Source organism: Candidatus Poribacteria bacterium (genome assembly GCA_021295715.1).
In the GTDB taxonomy this organism is placed as follows: domain Bacteria; phylum Poribacteria; class WGA-4E; order WGA-4E; family WGA-3G; genus WGA-3G.
The window spans coordinates 1-16,827 of record JAGWBV010000117.1 but is presented as its reverse complement, the minus strand read 5'-3'; the positions used below and the strand labels follow the sequence as shown (position 1 = coordinate 16,827).

Sequence of the window (16,827 nt, the reverse complement as noted above, 5' to 3'; positions counted from 1 at the left end):
TTTTCGCCAAATACGGCGGCACCGAAGTTACGTATGATAACACTGAATATCTCATCTTGCGCGAAGATGATATCTTAGCTAAGGTTAACTAAGAAAGGAGTTAAACACATGGCAGCAAAACAACTTGCGTTTGATGAAGAAGCACGGAGCGCTATTAAACAAGGCGTTGACAAGCTCGCGGACGCAGTAAAAGTTACATTAGGTCCCAAAGGACGGAATGTCGTGCTTGATAAGAAATTCGGCGCACCGACAATCACCAAAGATGGTGTTACCGTCGCAAAAGAGGTGGAACTCGAAGACGCCTACGAAAATATGGGCGCGCAGATGGTCAAAGAGGTCGCATCTAAAACCAGCGATGTCGCTGGAGACGGAACCACCACCGCAACCATCCTCGCACAGTCTATCTATCGCGAAGGCTTGAAAAACGTCGCCGCAGGGCATAACCCGATGGCACTTAAACGCGGTATTGAAAAAGCCGTCAATGCGGTCGTTAACGCAATTCACGGTTTGAGCAAAGAGGTTTCCGAGAAAACCGAGATCGCACAAGTCTATCGGCGATCTCATCGCTGACGCTATGGAAAAAGTCGGAAAAGATGGCGTTATCACCGTCGAAGAAGCAAAAAGCCTTGAAACGACACTGGATGTCGTCGAAGGTATGCAGTTCGACCGTGGCTATCTCTCACCCTACTTCGTAACGGATGCTGATCGGATGGAAGCCGTTCTGGAAGACGCCGCAATCCTCATCCACGAAAAGAAAATCAGCAGCCTCAAGGACCTCGTTCCGGTCTTAGAGCGCACCGCACAGCAGGGCAAACCGCTGTTGATCATCGCTGAGGATGTTGAAGGCGAAGCACTCGCAACCGTCGTTGTCAACAAAATTCGTGGAACACTCCGTTGTTCCGCCGTTAAGGCACCCGGCTATGGTGACCGCCGAAAAGAAATGCTCGAAGACATTGCCGTCTTGACAAACGGACGCGTCATTTCCGAAGATCTCGGAATTAACCTCGAAAACATCACATTGAACGACCTCGGCAGTGCCAAACGTGTTGTTATCGACAAAGACAACACAACCATCGTCGAAGGTGAAGGCACAACCGAAGCCATCCAAGGGCGTATCGACCAGATTCGTAGACAGATCGAAGACACAACATCCGACTACGATCGCGAGAAGTTGCAGGAACGCCTCGCAAAACTCGCCGGTGGTGTTGCCGTCATTAACGTCGGTGCCGCTACGGAAGTCGAGATGAAAGAGAAGAAAGCACGCGTTGAAGACGCAATGCACGCCACACGCGCCGCCGTTGAAGAAGGTGTCGTTGTCGGGGGTGGGGTCGCTCTCGTGAGATCCCAAGCCACTCTCGATGCACTCCAACTCAGCGATCCGACGGAAGAAGTTGGTGTCTCTATCGTCCGCCGTGCGCTCGAAGATCCGCTCCGTCAAATCGCGAAGAATGCCGGACAGGAAGACTCCGTCATCATCGCAAAAGTCAAGGACGAAGGCGGAAACGTTGGCTACGACGCACATCAAGAACGCTTCATCGACATGTTTGAAGCTGGTATTCCCGATCCGACTAAGGTCGTGCGGGTGGCGTTGCAAAACGCAGCCAGTATCGCAGCGTTGATGATCACCACCGAAACGCTCATCGCAGAACTACCTGAAGCGGAAGCACCGGCACCGCCGATGCCCCCAGGTGGTGACATGTACTAAACCGTCAGTACAACAAAAGGCGAGGTATTCATACCTCGCCTTTTTTATTTATTGGCTATCGGCTATCAGCCATCAGCAAGAATGGCAGTTAGCCGTCAGCGATCAGGTCGGTTTTTCTGCGAAAAACCTTTCAGCGTTCAGTAAAGAGGTATTCGTTTAAGAACATCCTCTTGCTGACTGCCGACTGCTGACTGCCGACTGCCAACTACCGACTACTGACTACTGACCGCCGACTCCCGATAACAACCGTTCACACTCCTGAAGCACAGTCGCAACCGCAACCGTGTGCATACACGGCGAGGTCCCATCGGCAAGTGCTTGACACCCATACTCATAACCCAAATTAAGACACGGACTACACGGTATCCGTGCACGGACGATACTCGAATGACGACTCCAAGGACCCCATTGCGCAAAGTTCGTAGGACCATGCAACCCAATAACCGGTGTGCCCGTTGCCGCCGCGAGGTGCATCGGACCACAATTGCCGCTCACTACCAACGTCGCATCCGAAAAAAGCGCAGCGAGTTGATTGACCTCCGTCCGTCCCGTAAGTACAACAGTTCGGTGTTTCGTCCGATCAGCGATCTCTTCAGAGACCGCCACCTCATCAGGTGCTCCTGTCAAAACGATCTGCGCACCATACTTTGCAACCAGAGCATTCGCCAGTGCCACATAGCGTCCGTGTGGCCATCGTCTGCGAGGCTCGCCGCGTCTGCCTGCCTCTGGATGTAGCACAATCATCGGTTCCTCCAGCGAGATACCCACTTCTGCCAAGACTTCGCGTACCCACGCACGTTCGTTTTCACGCCACCAAACCTCAAGTCCAAGTTCTTGGACTTGACAGTTCAGTTGCGCCGCAAGGCTCAAAAAGTTACGGACCTCATGCCGTCCTTCGATGTGCGGGACCGTCTCCGTGAAAAGGTAATGACGATACTGTCCTCTTGTCGAAAATCCGAGTCGCATCGGTGCACCCGTCGCGTAAGCGAGCAGCGCGCTCAGTCGGGGCCAATGCTCTAAGTCGATTGCCCAATCGAATCTCTCGCGGCGCAGCAGCGAAATTAATCGGATTCCTGGTTTACGGAAAGCGATGCGTCTGTCGATATAGGGGCACGCTGATAGATAATTTAGGTTCGTTGGGGATGCTAACATCGCGACTTCGGCATCTGGAAAGGCGTATCGAATCGCCCGAATGGCGGGGATCGCCAAAATCGTGTCACCCAAAGCGGAGAGTTGAATGAAAAGAATCTTTTTCGGGGTGGAGGGTATCGATGCCTGTTGAGAAAATAGGCGCAGCAGCGCGCAAAGCGGAATACCGAGGTATCGATCTAAGTGTTGTTGAAGCCGAGTGGACTGCATAGGCAAATTTGAGGATTAACGTTCAAGTTTTGCATCCGCAATTGGGTTGGAAAGTCGGAAGGATGGAAGGTTGGAAGATAGGAAGAAGAGACAGTGTTTCTTCCAATCTTCCTGTGCTTCCACCCTTCCCCAAAACCTAATATTGCTTAACCTCGCCTCTTTCAATCCTAAAATCCTGATTCAGACAATTACTGATCGCTAATTCACGTAACCGTATAACTCAATCTCCGCAATCTTCGCGAGTGCCGTTGTCGGTCCTGTGATGCGGTATAATAAACGTCCACGCCGCACCTGTCCCTCTTTGATTTCCACATTTTCGCGTCGTATCTGGACATTCTCCCGTCTTCGAGCGGCATCCTCCGTCGTCCGGTGCACGACTAATTTAATGCCCGTTGTCGTGACCACTTTTTTAAAACGGATATCGATGATCGAATCCTTGTTACTTCGCAGGTCATAGATTTTGTCCCACTCACCGCGCGAGTTGTATGCCATCACTTCAAATTCTTCCAAATTCGACGAGTGAATCACAATCCGATAGAGCGCCTTCTTTTCGGGCAAATACACAATCGCCTCCGATGGAATATCAAGGTCGATTAAAGCACTGCCCGACCCCTTTTTCCGTTGGGATTGACCGATAGTCTCGGTTTTCCCGTCGATGATTGCCGGATCGCTGGCGGTTACGCCGGGCAGTTGTGCGTAGTTCTGGCTCCAGTTCTGACCGAGACTACACCCATAATAGAGACACGTCAGCCCCAGTAGCAGGCATGCATACCCATTGTATGATTGGAATTGAACACGCATTATCGCCTCCCACCTACTCCTACTTTATTCGATTCAATCTGCTTGAGGATATCTTCTTTCGTCAATTTGCGCACTTTGAAATGCAGTTTCCTAAAGAAAGGCACGAGATCTTCGCCAGCGGCTTCACTGAAATAATAAACCAAGAAACTCGTCTTCATAGACCCTGCGAGTTTTTGATGGAGCCCATCTGCTTCCATCAACCTAAAAACCCTGATATAAAAATCTTCACCGTATCGTTCCCACAACTCAGCGACGAGCGTGTATGCATAACTGTAGCGCCAATGCGTCAACGGACTGTTCTCAGTATGTCCGCCCCAACTCTCTAATTGATTCACACCATCTAAATCAAGTTTCATATCTATTTCAAGGCTATCAAGTTTCGGGTGCATACCCCCTTTTGCATATTCCGACTGAATCAGGACAGCGATGCCTTCCGAGAACCATACCGGTAAAAAATAGATATTCGTAAAGGCATGTGTCAGTTCATGGACGCGCACCCCGTGTTTTTCATACATGTCTATTGGGAAATCCATCTGAATGCCGTTAATAAACTTCACATACCGTCCGTCCTGAATCCCTGAGCGATAGTCGGTGCGCGTAAACGCCGCGAGATTCGTTCCTCTATAGAGGTGATGCAGTGTCACGTGTATCTTATGCTTCGGCTTAAAACCGAAGAGCCGATCCATCGCATCGTAAAGACTTTCCATATAACCGAGCGCGCTTTCTATGAATTCCTTCCGTTCCTCGACTTCGTCGAATGCTTCGAGGGCTCGCAAATCGTCAGCAAATTTGAGGGTATAGTGATCACTTTCACCGAAGAGTGCGTCCGGTCTCACCGGCAGGATCGTCGCTTTCGACGGTCTCAGCATGAGGGAGGCTGAATCTCGTTCTTCGAGTATCCGCTTCTCTCGCCGTCGCTGCGCTTCCTCTAACGCCGCGCAACCGTTAAAGACAAACATCAACACAAGTGGCACGATCGCTACTCGTGATCGCATCACGCTATTGAAAATTGAAGCAACAAGGCGCGATCTACATCTATGTTTCACAATATTCCTCTTCAAAGCGGCACTGCCTTAGACGTATCACCGATGCGTCGCATGGTAATATCCTGTTCGACCGTTGGGTCGGGCAGTCCTGTTTCGGCGAGTCGGCGTTGCAGAAAAGTCTCCATATCTGTTTTCAAATGCGCAACGACATCGTCTGCCTCTTCAGCCAAATTATAAACCTCGTCGGGATCCTCTTCAAGATCGTAGAGTTCCAAATCCGGTGTTCCATAAACGGCAGGCGTATCACCGGTTTCAACAATCAATTTCCACTTCTGGGTTTGCCATCCACGCTTTTTCATCCATCCGCACTCCGTAAGATAGACCGCTTCCGTCGTCCCATCGTGTGAGCTGTTTTCCATCAAGGCACGTAGACTTGTGCCCTCCATCTTTTCACGCGCCGCCACCGCCGTCAACCCCGCATAATCAAGGAGTGTCGGGGCAATGTCAGTGAGACGGACAAGACCGTCAAGCCGTTGTCCTTCGGAAATGAGTGCCGGACAGTGAACGATTAACGGCACGTGGCAATTGGTTTCGTAGAGTCCGTGATGGTCATACCAGAGTTCGTGTTCATCGAGTTCCTCACCGTGATCGGCGGTAATCATCAGGAGCGTCTCCTCAAGTTGCCCGCAATCGTTCAAGTATCGGAACAACTGTGCCAGGCACGCGTCCATATAAGCGATCGAGGCATCGTATTGCGCGTTTACATACCGCCTATCCGTCCAGAGTCGTTTCTTCGCAATGTTGTCCGGATCCGATGGGTCTGGCGTACACATCCACTGTCGAAAATAGTCCGTAAAGGGTTCGCATGCGTAAACAGCATCCATGCTTTGATGGGTCGGGGCACATTCGTCTCCGCTATAAAACATCCGTTCAAACGGCAACGGAGGAAGATACGGCGTGTGTGGATCCCAGTAGTGAAGAAAAGCGAACCAAGGTTTATCCTGTGCCTGCGCAATGTCCAAAAGCTCAATCGCTGTTTCGTTAACCGCCTCCGCCTTCCGAGCATTGCGGTAACCCGTCTCCCATTGGTAGCCGCGATACAGTGCTTCAGGGAAACCGCGCTGAAACCAGCGTCCCAAATTGTCCGCCGCAACGGTGAAGTAGCCCGCCTCACTCAGCAGCTCAGGAGCCGTCTTTATGTCCGTTGCTAAGTTGAGCGTTCCACCCTGTGTAATAATTTGGTGGGACAAGACATCCTTTCCCGTGAACATCGTCGTATGAGCAGGATGTGTCGGGATATGTGGGCTGATACACTTCTCAAAAAGCGTCGCCTTCTCTGCGAGCGCATCGAGGTGCGGTGTCGTCAGGTTGCGATGCCCATAACAACTCATACTTGATGCCCGTAGTGTATCTAACGAGATGAGGATAATATTGCGCATATTGGCTATTCCCTAATCGCCTGCCGCAACATCCGCTGAGGTCACTTGTGCCGCGCGAATCGCTTCACATAGATAAGTAATCCCTTCAGGAATATCATCGACATGGCAGTAAGCATACGCCAATCGGATCGCCTTTACGGACTCGCTCGCGTAGTGGAAGGCACTTCCGTTACTGTATCCGACCCCTTTTGCCGAGGCGAGTTCCTGCAACTTGTTAAGGTCCGTGTTCTCCGGCAGATCTATCCATAGGAAGAGTCCACCGCGGGGGCGTGTCCATGTACAGAGATCGCTGACGTGCGCCTCAAGCGTCTCCACCACTGCGCGACATTTCGCGCCTACCGCTGCATTCGTCTTCACGAGATGCGCTTCCAAGTGTTCCATGAAGAATTCAGCAACGATTGCACTCGCTAATGCACTCGTCCCGCCGTCCCAGCGGTTCTGGTGAATTTGTCCCCAATAAGGTTCTCTCGCCACGAAATAACCTTGCCGAACACCCGCGCCTAAAATCTTGGAGAAAGTCGCAATGAAGATCACCCGATTAGAAGTATCCAACTTAAAAAGTGATGCCGGTGTCGGTGTCGATGTAAAGTCAATATCGCCGTAGCAGTCATCTTCAACAATGCGTGTGTCGTATTCTTCCGCTAAGGCTAACATCCGATGGCGACGCTCAAGCGAGAGAATAGCACCTGTCGGATTCTGGTGGTTCGATGTCGTATAGATGAGCGATGGTCGGATATTCTGGCGTTTGAGTTCCGCAAGTTTCGCCGCCAGCGCATCCATATTCATGCCATCGGTGTAGTCCATCGGCACACCGACGATATTCGCCTTGAAGTGCCGCATGATCCCCAAGGTGCCGCTATAAGTATATTCCTCTGTCAGGACCGTATCGCCGGGATTAATCAACGTCCCCAGGACCAATTCCAGTGCCTGCATGGAGCCTGAGGTAATTGAGATATTATCTATCGGCAGCGGGACACCTTCACGTCTCTCAAATCGCATTGATGCCAGTTCCCGCAATCCTTGATATCCTGATTCGCCCGGATAGTTAACCAGATCGCCACCCAACTTACGGAGAGCCTTTTCACTCGCGGCAATTAAACCTTCCGTCGGGAACGTGTACGGATCCGGTCGCCCGCCTGTAAAACCAAAATCTTTCATAGTGTACTCCTTGTTCTTGGCAGATTCCACATAAATGAATTATAACAGACTCTCTGAAAAAAGGCAATACCGAAAACAGAAACGCAGTTGCCACAGAAAAATCCTATATGGTATAATAGATAACACCACCATAAGTGTCAATTTTAAAAGAAACCGCAAAATACGAGAATGGCAATCCAAAACCCGCTCCCAAACCTTACCTTTGAACCGATGCGCTTGTGTGATCTGCAGGAGATAATAAAAATCGAAAACGAGTGCTTTGAGGATCCATGGAGCGAAACTTATTACGCATTGTCTCTGAAGCGACCTCGGTCGTCCGAGCATTTTTACGCAGCACGGCACGAGAATAGCATCGTCGGTTACATTGTGTTCAGTATTCTCCATGAAGAGGCGCATATCCTGAACCTCGCAGTACCAGTTGCCTATCGGCGACAGGGCATCGCTAAATATCTGCTCACATCAGCCCTAAAAATGATACAGGCACATGATGGACGCGAAGTTTTCTTGGAAGTCGCCGTCAGCAATCTGCCTGCACAATACCTCTATCGGCAGTTCGGGTTCCGCATCTGTGGCACCCGAAAAAACTACTACGGACGCTCTAAAGACGCTTACGTTTTCCGAAAAGGAGAAGAAATTCATGTTGTTTAATGTATTAAGTCAAGTCTTCTCAGCGACGACAAACCTATCGCTCTCAACCCGCCGACAGGAAGCACGGACGGTCGGCAGAAACGGTTGGCGTGTCATTGAAGAGGAGGTCAACTGGAACACCTCTGAAACCGCCATCGTTGTCGTTGATATGTGGAACGAACACTGGTCGTGGGGCGCGACAGAACGTGTCAACGTGATGGCACCGCGGATGAATATCGTTCTCGGTCGGGCGCGGGAACGAGGCATACAGATTATCCATGCGCCCTCTGACACGATGGACTTCTACGAGGAACATCCCGCACGCCGTGCGGTCTTGAAGCTACCACATGCCGACACACCCGCCGAACGTGAACTCCCCGATCCACCGTTGCCTGTTGATGCCTCGGATGGTGGCTCAGATACCGGCGAAACCGATGGCTACAAAGCGTGGCACCGTCAGCACCCAGCCATTGAAATTGCGGATATAGATGCGATCAGCGACGATGGGCAGGAGGTATACAACCTACTGGATCACAAAGGTATTAAGAACATTATCTTCATGGGCGTTCACACCAATATGTGCGTTCTCGGACGTTCGTTCGCCATTAAACAGATGGTGCGTTGGGGCATCAACGCCGTTCTCTCACGTGATCTCACCGATGCGATGTACAATCCCTTCAAGCCGCCTTACGTCAGCCATGAAGAGGGCACGCAGCTCATTATTGAATACATTGAGAAATTTTGGTGTCCCACAATCCTGAGCGGCGATTTGACGACCCCCAAGGTATAATATTCTCTTGACCGCTGACGACTAAAACGGTAGGGGCGGTTGGTAGGTGACCGCCTCGGTCAACCCACAATCCTCTGCTGTGGGAGGGCGGAAACACCCTATCAAAAACCCTCCGATTCCGGACTGCTGACCGCCATATACAAAAAAATGCCCACGGTAATGGGAATACCGCGGGCATTTTATAGTAAAGTCCACAATTAAGTTTACACTCTCTAATGTGGCGAGGTTAGGAAACCTCGCCAGCGAGTGGGTCTTGTGTTTTCTAAAGTGTCCAAGTATTTTCAGGCAATAAATCTGTAGGTGTTTTTGCTTGGGTGTTTCCCCTAGGTAGAGCGGTAAATACGCCGAAAAAATCACAGAATGTGAAAAAATATGTCGTTTTTCAAGACACTTTCTGTGTCAATAACGGTAGCGAAACCCAACTTGTACTTTTATCAAACTCACGTTATAATTCACTAAGGTTTAAGGCGTTTCCTATTGACGGCTGTCTTTCAGCGAACCCCATGTTGTCGTGAGTTTCGCCTTCGGATCTACAGCAGTACTCGCAGATGGTACAACTTCCAAAGCGCTGAACATTGCGTTCAGATCCCCTGCGCCGGTTTCCGCATTTCCTGCGAAGTGAAGGTCAAGGGCACCATCGCTGACTTCAATCCCCGAATACATTTTGATGTCAATTTCGTCTTTACCCGGTGTCACGTAGAGCGGCTCGACGTTCTCCTCTTCAATGAAAATATCGAAACCACGGTTGTTTGGAGACCAATGCTCACCCACAAGATAGGTAACATCAAAAACGCCATCACCCGTCTTAAACTGATACTTAACGGTGTCGGGGAACTGCGCCCAACTCACCGCATAGAAGAGTTCCACATCGTAGCCAGCGGCTTCCGCCTGCGCTTGTGCATCGGCTGTCAAGGTTGCGACTTCAGCAGTCCGTGGCAGTTTTTCAATCCATCCACCCCAAGACTGGTCCTCCTGCTGCGCACCGTTCCAGACGCGTCCCTGTGAATCAGTGAAGTCATCTGTCTTGCCACCCCATACCCGGAATTCTTCAGCTGATAGCAACGTCGGGATCGCGAGAGCTCCTATAAAAGTAACAATCGTCAAAACACTTAATAATCGCACTAACGTACCTCCATCTACTTGTTAATTCCGTTCCCCTTTCAGGACTCCCCACGTCGTCGTGAGTTTCTGTTTCGGGTCGATGGCTAATGCGGGGATAACCTCTATCCCACTAAACATAGCATTGAGATCTCCAGCACCGGTCTTCGGATTGCCAGCGAATTCAAGGCTCATAACCTTGTCTTTAACTTCAATGCCTTCGTATCGTATAATATCTATCTCATTATTACCCGGTGTCACATACTCCTCTTCAACAATTTCGTCCTCAATGATAATATCGAAACCGCGATTGTTCGGAGACCAGTGTTCACCCACAAGATAGGTAACAGTGAACATGCCTTTGCCGGTGTTCAGGTCCATCTTAACCGTATCAGGAAATTGTGCCCAACTCACCGCATAGAAGAGTTCCTGATCGTACCCTTCCGCCTTCGCGAGTTTTTCAGCGTCCTTTGTAAGTGCCACGACTTCAGCGGTGCGCGGCAACTTTTCAACCCAGCCGCCCCATGCTTCCTTCTCGTTCTGTCCACCGTGCCAGATACGGCCATCGGAATCTTTAAAATCCTCCAATTTGCCGCCCCATACCCGAATCTCTTCGGCTGCACTCGCATCGTGGACGATCGTTACCGCAGCGTATACAGCAATCAAAACAACACACAATAAACTTTGTCGCATGTTTTCCTCCTTATTTTAATTAAGAAACGTGAAGATATGAAATTAAGAATAACACATCCGCGTCGCAATTGCAATATTTTTGTATTACTCCGAAGGTTCAACCACAACAATCCGCTGGTTCGCTCGCACATCGGTCAACGTTTGCACATTACCGCTCGGCCACCGAATAACAATTCGATCTACTGTCTTGTGGTGCGCAAGTCCAAACTCAACATCGAGACTACTCTGAGAAAGGTAACTGTCGCCCGCTGTTACCTGCTGAACCTGATGAAGATCGCCAGCACTCACCTTCACAAGCGCGCCAACACCGTCCCGATTGCTCACTGTGCCGACCGTGCGAATCTGAAGCCACTGCTGTTGGTTACCACCGTCGTTTCGGAGCAACATCGGTTTCCCACCACTATTAACGATAAATACGTCTAAATCGCCATCGGCATCGTAATCCGCGACCGCGACCCCTCTACCGACCCCGTAGGCACTGGATTCCCGAAGTCCGACGACATCAGAAATATCACTGAAGGTGCCGTCACCGTTGTTCTCGAGAAAAACATCCGCTTGCCCATGCGCTTCCCACGAAGCCGGATCGATGTGTCCTGCCGAGAAGAAGATATCCAGATCCCCATCGTTATCTGCATCGAACAACGCAGTCCCCCAACATGTTTTACCGAGTCCGGACTCAAAAACACCACTTTTCGCCGAAACATCCATAAAGGTGCCGTCACCGTTATTTCTGTATAGGACGTTGTTTTCATCCAACCAATTCGTAACAAAGAGATCCAAATCGCCATCGGCATCGTAATCGCCCCAACTAATGCCCATACCACTCCGTATATCACCAGTGCGACTCCTCGCATCTGGGCGGTTCGTATTCGTGAACGTTAACTCGCCATCGTTGCGATAGAGGATATTCTGGTCGGTATCATTGGCGAGATACAGATCCAGGTCGCCATCGGTGTCGTAATCCGCTGCAGCGACACCGAGTGTCAGATGAAATCCACCGTTCACCTTGGCAGCATCCGTAATATTGATGAAACCGCCGTCCCCCTTATTTAGATAAAGAACATTTGCTTGTCCGAAGAAATCATACGGGAAGAAGACTTCATCCCCTTGCGGGACTTTGGTATATTCAATATAGTTGCCGACGTAAAGGTCGAGGTAACCATCGCGATCATAATCGCCCCAAGCGATCCCCGCACCGAAACCCTCGTGACCAATGCCCCCAGCACCAGACGAAAAGCGTTTGAAACTCCCGTCGCCGTTGTTTCGATAGAATAGGTTCGCCTTATAGTTCGTGATATAGAGATCGGCGTCGCCATCGTTGTCATAATCTGCGAACGCACACCCCATCCCCCAACCGGTATCACCGACGCCAGCAGTATCCGTTACATTGCTGAAGGTGCCATCGCCGTTATTCCGATAGAGCGCGTTTTTCGGTAGCACCGCTCCCGATGCCGGTCGCACCAAAGCACTGTTGGCGATATAAAGATCTAACTTCCCATCATTGTCGTAGTCGCACCACGCCGCACCCGAACCGACGAGCGCAGGCACCACACGCAAGTCGATACCACCAGCGTGCTCGAAATGGATACCCGCTTCTTCAGTAACATCCTCAAATCGAATATCAGATCCATAACTGCTGAAAATAAACGTAAGACTCAAGACCGCAATAGTGTCTCGCAACCGATTGGGCATTCAAATTCCTCTCAGATTAGAACGACTCTATGCCTTCGCTGGTGAGGTTTCCTAACCTCGCCTACCTAATAGGTGTTTTACAGACATTATACACACAACCGTACGTCAAGTGTATCTTTATTTCTTTTGTAAGAGAGGGAAATGCCCAAGCAAAAACACTCCGATTCCCGATAATATCGGCTATCGGTTAAGAGGGTTTTCGGTAACAATCTACCCTTAACTTGGAATACTCCAGGAAGTGGTGAATTGTTACAAACCTACCTCTTTACCGACTGCTGACCGCTGACTGCTGACCGCCATTCTGCTGACTGCTGACAACTAACAACTGAGATTTTAGTTGCAATTACACTAAAAATGTGTTAAAATTCATAAGAGTGAGTGTGGTTAAAGTTAGTTGTCTAAGTTAGAGGGCACGCAAGTGGAAATATCTGTATTAGTACTTAACGCCAGCTACGAAGCAATCAACGTTTGTAACCTCAGGCGCGCTATGAAAATGGTTTTTAAGGGCACTGCACAGACTGAAGAAGTCTCTGATATTGAGATTCATTCCCCGAGTGCTGCGGTGAAAGTTCCCCATGTCATTCGGTTAGTTAACTACGTCAATGTCCCGCGCAGCGTCGTCAAATTTTCACGGAGGAATGTTCTCGTCCGCGACCAGTATACATGTCAATACTGTTATAGCGAGTTCCCAGCCGCACAACTTACGATGGACCATGTGATACCCCTCTCTCGCGGCGGAGAAACAACATGGGAGAACGTTGTGACAGCCTGCAAAAAGTGTAATAACAAAAAGGGCAGTAAAATGCTCTACGAAACGCGATTGAAACTACAGCGTCAGCCGAAAACACCCTCAATTTTGACCTATTTGCAACTCAATCGTCACTTTCGCGGGTGCCACCCGTCGTGGAGAAAATATCTGTATATCAACTAAATCATGCAAGATCCGAAAAAACTGAAAAAACGTTGGGAATTCCAGCGTGCCTATCAAAATGGCAGTAAGTATTGGAATCGCTACTTTGTGATATACGTTTTCCACAACCGTTTCAATAACCTCCGATTGGGAATAACCGTCAGTAAAAAAGTCGGAAAAAGCGTTCAACGAAATCGGGTCAAAAGGCTTATTCGCGAATCGTTTCGGCAGTTACGCCCACGAATAAAAACTGAATATGACATCGTAGTCGTCGGAAGAGCACAAGCCTGTCGGCTCACGTGTCAAGAAGCAAAAGATGGATTGTTTCACCTCTTTCGGAAGGCATCGATTTTAAACAATCCAGCCAGCGACACGCTAAGGCAAGGTAGAAACGATGGCAGTCAGTCAGGATAAAAGCGTGCCACATTGTAAGCACTGCGAAGAAGGTATCAGCCAAAATAGAAGCCGGTGGATACGCAATAAATTGGACGGGACAATGATTCTTCTACAGCCCATCCGCTTTTATCGACGCTTTATTTCGCCATTCTTGCCACCGTCCTGCCGATTCTATCCGACATGCTCACAATATGCCCTCCAAGCGTTAAAACGCTACGGTGCCTTCAAAGGGTGCTGGCTAACAATTAAACGACTTTCAAAATGCCACCCTTACCACCCCGGAGGCTTTGACCCTCTAAAATAGCAGGTATGCCAATTAGCAGTCAGTTATCAGCAATCAGCAAAGAGGTTTTTATCAAACTCACGTTAAGATAGTATCAAAACCGGTAGCCTGCAACAATACGCAGAAATCCGCAGAAACGCCCAAGCAAAACACGCAGGCGGATATGAGGAACGCACGTCAACATCGAAACGCACATCCTTCCTCCGCAAGGTAAAATTAAAAATCCGCAAGGTATAATTAAAGAACACAAAAAATGAGGAGCGTCTAATCTCGATGGGAGTACGTTACATTCTTGCATTGGTTCTGATGATTGCTGTGATGATCGGATGGAGCCTATTTTTCGGCAAACGTTTTGCCCCGCAACCCGATGACCCCGCAACTACCGAGACACCGGCAGCATCCAGTCCGGGTGAAACACAATCGGACACTGCAACACCCGGAACACTCGACGGAACCGATGTGTCCGTCAGTCCTGACCTCTGGACACCGGTTGAGGAAAGTCCAGACGATGCAAAAGTCAGCGTCCAAACTGATAACTACACGATTGTTTTTAACGAAAAACTCGCAATCGCTAAACAGTGGCAATTAAATCACTTTCCAGACAGGACGGATGCGAGCAAGACCCCTTTGGACCTGATTCCTGAAAATGCACTCAACTGCCTCGCACTTCGGTTCGGCAATTCGCAGCTTCAGCTCGATTCACTCCGGACCAGATGGAAGGCTAACAAATCCGAAATTAACATCACAAACGGGCAAAATGTTGACACGCTCTTCTTCACGACAACAGTCGGAGAAAAATTACGAATCGCAAAGCAGTTCATCTTCAGCCCGGACAGTTACTTCGTTGACATGACGCTAACCTTCCAAAATGTCTCTGACGAACCGTTACTGATGGGGGGGACCGAACCCACAAACGGATACCAACTTCAATGGGGACGGGGTATCAATGCCGATCTGCTCCCACATGAAAAGAAAAGCGGCAAACGTGGGCGACGCGGCAGTGAAGGCGCGAAAGCGTATATCGGTGAGGATAAACCCAAGCGTGAACTCAAATCTGAACAGTCGTTAGCGACTGTTCTCTGGGCAGGCATGGACAGCCAGTATTTCAGCATATTGATGATTCCAGATCCGCAGCTTGCCGCTACCTATAAATTTATAGAGACACCACAGGCAGATGTTACAACCGATATCGCTGTCACTGCACCAACAGAGACCGCTGCACTCGTCGTGCCGAGTTTTTATCTCGCAGCACAGGAGAAAAGAACGCAAGTGTTTCGGCTCTATGTTGGTCCGAAAGACGATACAATCCTAAAAACGATAGAGGCACCAAATGCACCTGAAAACCCTGTGCGTCTCTCGAAGATCATTGATTTCGGATTCTTCTGGCCCCTCGCATGGGGAATGCTCTGGATATTTAAAGGTTTTCACAGTATCGTTGGCAACTACGGCCTCGCGATTATACTCCTAACCGCTTTGGTGAAGATCGTCTCTTATCCCTTCACACGCAAAGCACATAAATCTATGAAGGAGATGCAGAAACTTCAGCCGCAGTTAGTGGAATTGAAGGAGAAATACAGGGATGACCCGCAGAAACTCAATCGCGCCACGATGCGACTCTACAAGGAACACGGCGTCAACCCGTTAGGGGGGTGTATACCCTGGCTGCCACAAATTCCGATTTTTTGGGCACTCTTCGCACTTCTTGGAAGCGCAGTGGAACTCCGTGGAGCACCTTTCCTCTTATGGATCGATGACCTTTCTGCACCCGACACTTTAATCGAACTCCCTTTCACGATTCCATTGATTTTCACGCAGATAGATGCCGTTCGCTTATTGCCTATAATAAACGGTTTGACAACCTGGCTCCAACAGAAATTCGTCGGCAATATGGCACCAACGACCGACAACATGCAAGCGAAATTAATGCAGTTTATGCCCCTCATTTTTATCTTCATCTTTTATAACTGGGCATCCGGATTTGTGTTGTATTGGTTGTGTAATAATGTTTTCACGATAGCGCAACAGTACATACAAAACCGAAGTGAGACTGACGAAGATCAATCCGCACCAGCAAACGCGAAAAAAAGGAACGATGCCAAACGAAAGTAGAACCAGCACTACCCCAGTACCGGTAGGAGCGGTTTGTAACCGCTCCGGGCATCAAAAAGGAGCGTTTAAATCCCAGAGAATTCTATCAAGTTTTTTAACGAAATGCCCAATCAACAACTTCACCGCTGGAAGCAATTATGCGAGGAGGATTTTTACCTGTGCAGCACTACATCGAATCCGAAGGCGATACAGTGGAGGAAGCAATTGAACATGCCCTCACTGAACTGGAGGCAACTCGCGATCAGGTCACAATTGACATCGTCAGCGAACCTACGAAAGGGATTTTGAACTTCGGTGCTAAACCCGCGAAGATTCGCGCAACGCTCAAACAAGATGTGTCTTCCGCACCAGAGACGATCCTGAAGGAAATGCTCACCCGAATGGGAATTGACGCAGAGGTTGAGTCGAGTTTTGTTGACGGCAGCACACACCTCAATATTGGCACCGACAGTCCCGCCCTGCTCATCGGGAAACACGGGCAGACCCTTGATGCAATTGAGCGTTTGCTTAATTGTATCGTCAACAAAGCCTCGCTTGTAAAGAGACGCGTTTTCGTCAATACAGAGGGCTATCGAGAACGCCGAGAAGAACGACTCGTCGAGATGGCACACCAAGTCGCTGAAAAGGTTAGGTATACTGACCGAGAAGTCGTCCTTGCACCTATGTCCGCACGCGATCGCCGTATCATTCATGTTACCTTAAAAGGAGACGAGGTCGTGTCTACCTATAGCCAAGGCGAGGGTGAAATGCGACGCGTCGTCGTCACAACACAATAACCTTA

General features: G+C 49.5%; 16 protein-coding genes and 1 pseudogene. 9 read left to right on the top strand and 8 right to left on the bottom strand.

Features of this window, described 5'->3' with window-relative positions; genetic code table 11:
• Positions 1-92: co-chaperone GroES (locus J4G07_20700; protein ID MCE2416406.1), on the top strand; the 92-nt coding region annotated here is incomplete at its 5' end.
• Between the two features lie 16 nt (positions 93-108).
• Positions 109-1,705 (top strand): annotated as a pseudogene (gene groL / locus J4G07_20695) (chaperonin GroEL).
• Between the two features lie 219 nt (positions 1,706-1,924).
• Here groL and J4G07_20690 read toward each other — a convergent pair.
• The 5 genes from J4G07_20690 to J4G07_20670 form a co-directional block, all read right to left on the bottom strand.
• Positions 1,925-3,064 carry a glycosyltransferase family 9 protein gene (locus J4G07_20690; protein ID MCE2416405.1) on the bottom strand — a complete coding sequence of 380 codons (1,140 nt, stop codon included), beginning with the start codon at positions 3,062-3,064 and terminating at the stop codon, positions 1,925-1,927.
• Between the two features lie 198 nt (positions 3,065-3,262).
• Positions 3,263-3,865: a hypothetical protein gene (locus J4G07_20685; protein ID MCE2416404.1), complete on the bottom strand. Its 603-nt coding sequence runs from the start codon at positions 3,863-3,865 to the stop codon at positions 3,263-3,265.
• Complete coding sequence (locus J4G07_20680; protein MCE2416403.1) at positions 3,865-4,911, bottom strand: hypothetical protein; 1,047 nt, start codon at positions 4,909-4,911, stop codon at positions 3,865-3,867. Before J4G07_20680 ends, J4G07_20685 begins: the two co-directional genes overlap by 1 nt.
• Before the next feature lie 11 nt (positions 4,912-4,922).
• A complete protein-coding gene (locus tag J4G07_20675) occupies positions 4,923-6,290 on the bottom strand; it encodes a sulfatase (protein ID MCE2416402.1) in 1,368 nt (455 codons plus the stop codon).
• Positions 6,291-6,302: 12 nt separating this feature from the next.
• Positions 6,303-7,448 carry a PLP-dependent aminotransferase family protein gene (locus J4G07_20670; protein MCE2416401.1) on the bottom strand — a complete coding sequence of 382 codons (1,146 nt, stop codon included), beginning with the start codon at positions 7,446-7,448 and terminating at the stop codon, positions 6,303-6,305.
• Positions 7,449-7,616: 168 nt separating this feature from the next.
• On the opposite strand from J4G07_20670, the gene rimI reads away from it, so the two are divergent.
• Both rimI and J4G07_20660 read left to right on the top strand, forming a co-directional pair.
• Entirely contained in the window at positions 7,617-8,096 is a 480-nt protein-coding gene (gene rimI, locus J4G07_20665) for a ribosomal protein S18-alanine N-acetyltransferase (GenBank protein ID MCE2416400.1), read from the top strand.
• Positions 8,086-8,865, top strand: coding sequence for an isochorismatase family protein (locus tag J4G07_20660; protein ID MCE2416399.1), 780 nt, complete (start codon positions 8,086-8,088; stop codon positions 8,863-8,865). Before rimI ends, J4G07_20660 begins: the two co-directional genes overlap by 11 nt.
• A 474-nt stretch (positions 8,866-9,339) precedes the next feature.
• Here the strand turns inward: J4G07_20660 and J4G07_20655 are convergent, their stop codons facing one another.
• From J4G07_20655 to J4G07_20645, 3 genes are all read right to left on the bottom strand, one after another.
• Positions 9,340-9,987, bottom strand: coding sequence for a hypothetical protein (locus tag J4G07_20655; GenBank protein MCE2416398.1), 648 nt, complete (start codon positions 9,985-9,987; stop codon positions 9,340-9,342).
• Positions 9,988-10,008: 21 nt separating this feature from the next.
• On the bottom strand, positions 10,009-10,656 hold the full coding sequence (locus J4G07_20650) for a hypothetical protein (protein MCE2416397.1): 648 nt from the start codon (positions 10,654-10,656) through the stop codon (positions 10,009-10,011).
• Between the two features lie 84 nt (positions 10,657-10,740).
• Positions 10,741-12,348, bottom strand: coding sequence for a CRTAC1 family protein (locus J4G07_20645; GenBank protein MCE2416396.1), 1,608 nt, complete (start codon positions 12,346-12,348; stop codon positions 10,741-10,743).
• Positions 12,349-12,835: 487 nt separating this feature from the next.
• Here J4G07_20645 and J4G07_20640 point away from each other — a divergent pair, with 487 nt between their 5' ends.
• The 5 genes from J4G07_20640 to J4G07_20620 all read left to right on the top strand — a co-directional run bounded on the left by J4G07_20640 (position 12,836) and on the right by J4G07_20620 (position 16,822).
• Positions 12,836-13,279: an HNH endonuclease gene (locus J4G07_20640; GenBank protein MCE2416395.1), complete on the top strand. Its 444-nt coding sequence runs from the start codon at positions 12,836-12,838 to the stop codon at positions 13,277-13,279.
• Between the two features lie 3 nt (positions 13,280-13,282).
• Positions 13,283-13,672 (top strand): ribonuclease P protein component, encoded by a 390-nt coding sequence (gene rnpA / locus J4G07_20635; GenBank protein ID MCE2416394.1) that lies wholly within the window; start codon positions 13,283-13,285, stop codon positions 13,670-13,672.
• A gap of 82 nt (positions 13,673-13,754) precedes the next feature.
• Positions 13,755-13,958, top strand: coding sequence for a membrane protein insertion efficiency factor YidD (yidD, locus tag J4G07_20630; protein ID MCE2416393.1), 204 nt, complete (start codon positions 13,755-13,757; stop codon positions 13,956-13,958).
• Positions 13,959-14,210: 252 nt separating this feature from the next.
• Positions 14,211-16,046: a membrane protein insertase YidC gene (gene yidC, locus J4G07_20625; GenBank protein MCE2416392.1), complete on the top strand. Its 1,836-nt coding sequence runs from the start codon at positions 14,211-14,213 to the stop codon at positions 16,044-16,046.
• A 158-nt stretch (positions 16,047-16,204) separates the two neighbouring features.
• Positions 16,205-16,822: a protein jag gene (locus tag J4G07_20620; GenBank protein ID MCE2416391.1), complete on the top strand. Its 618-nt coding sequence runs from the start codon at positions 16,205-16,207 to the stop codon at positions 16,820-16,822.
• Positions 16,823-16,827: the final 5 nt, after the last annotated feature.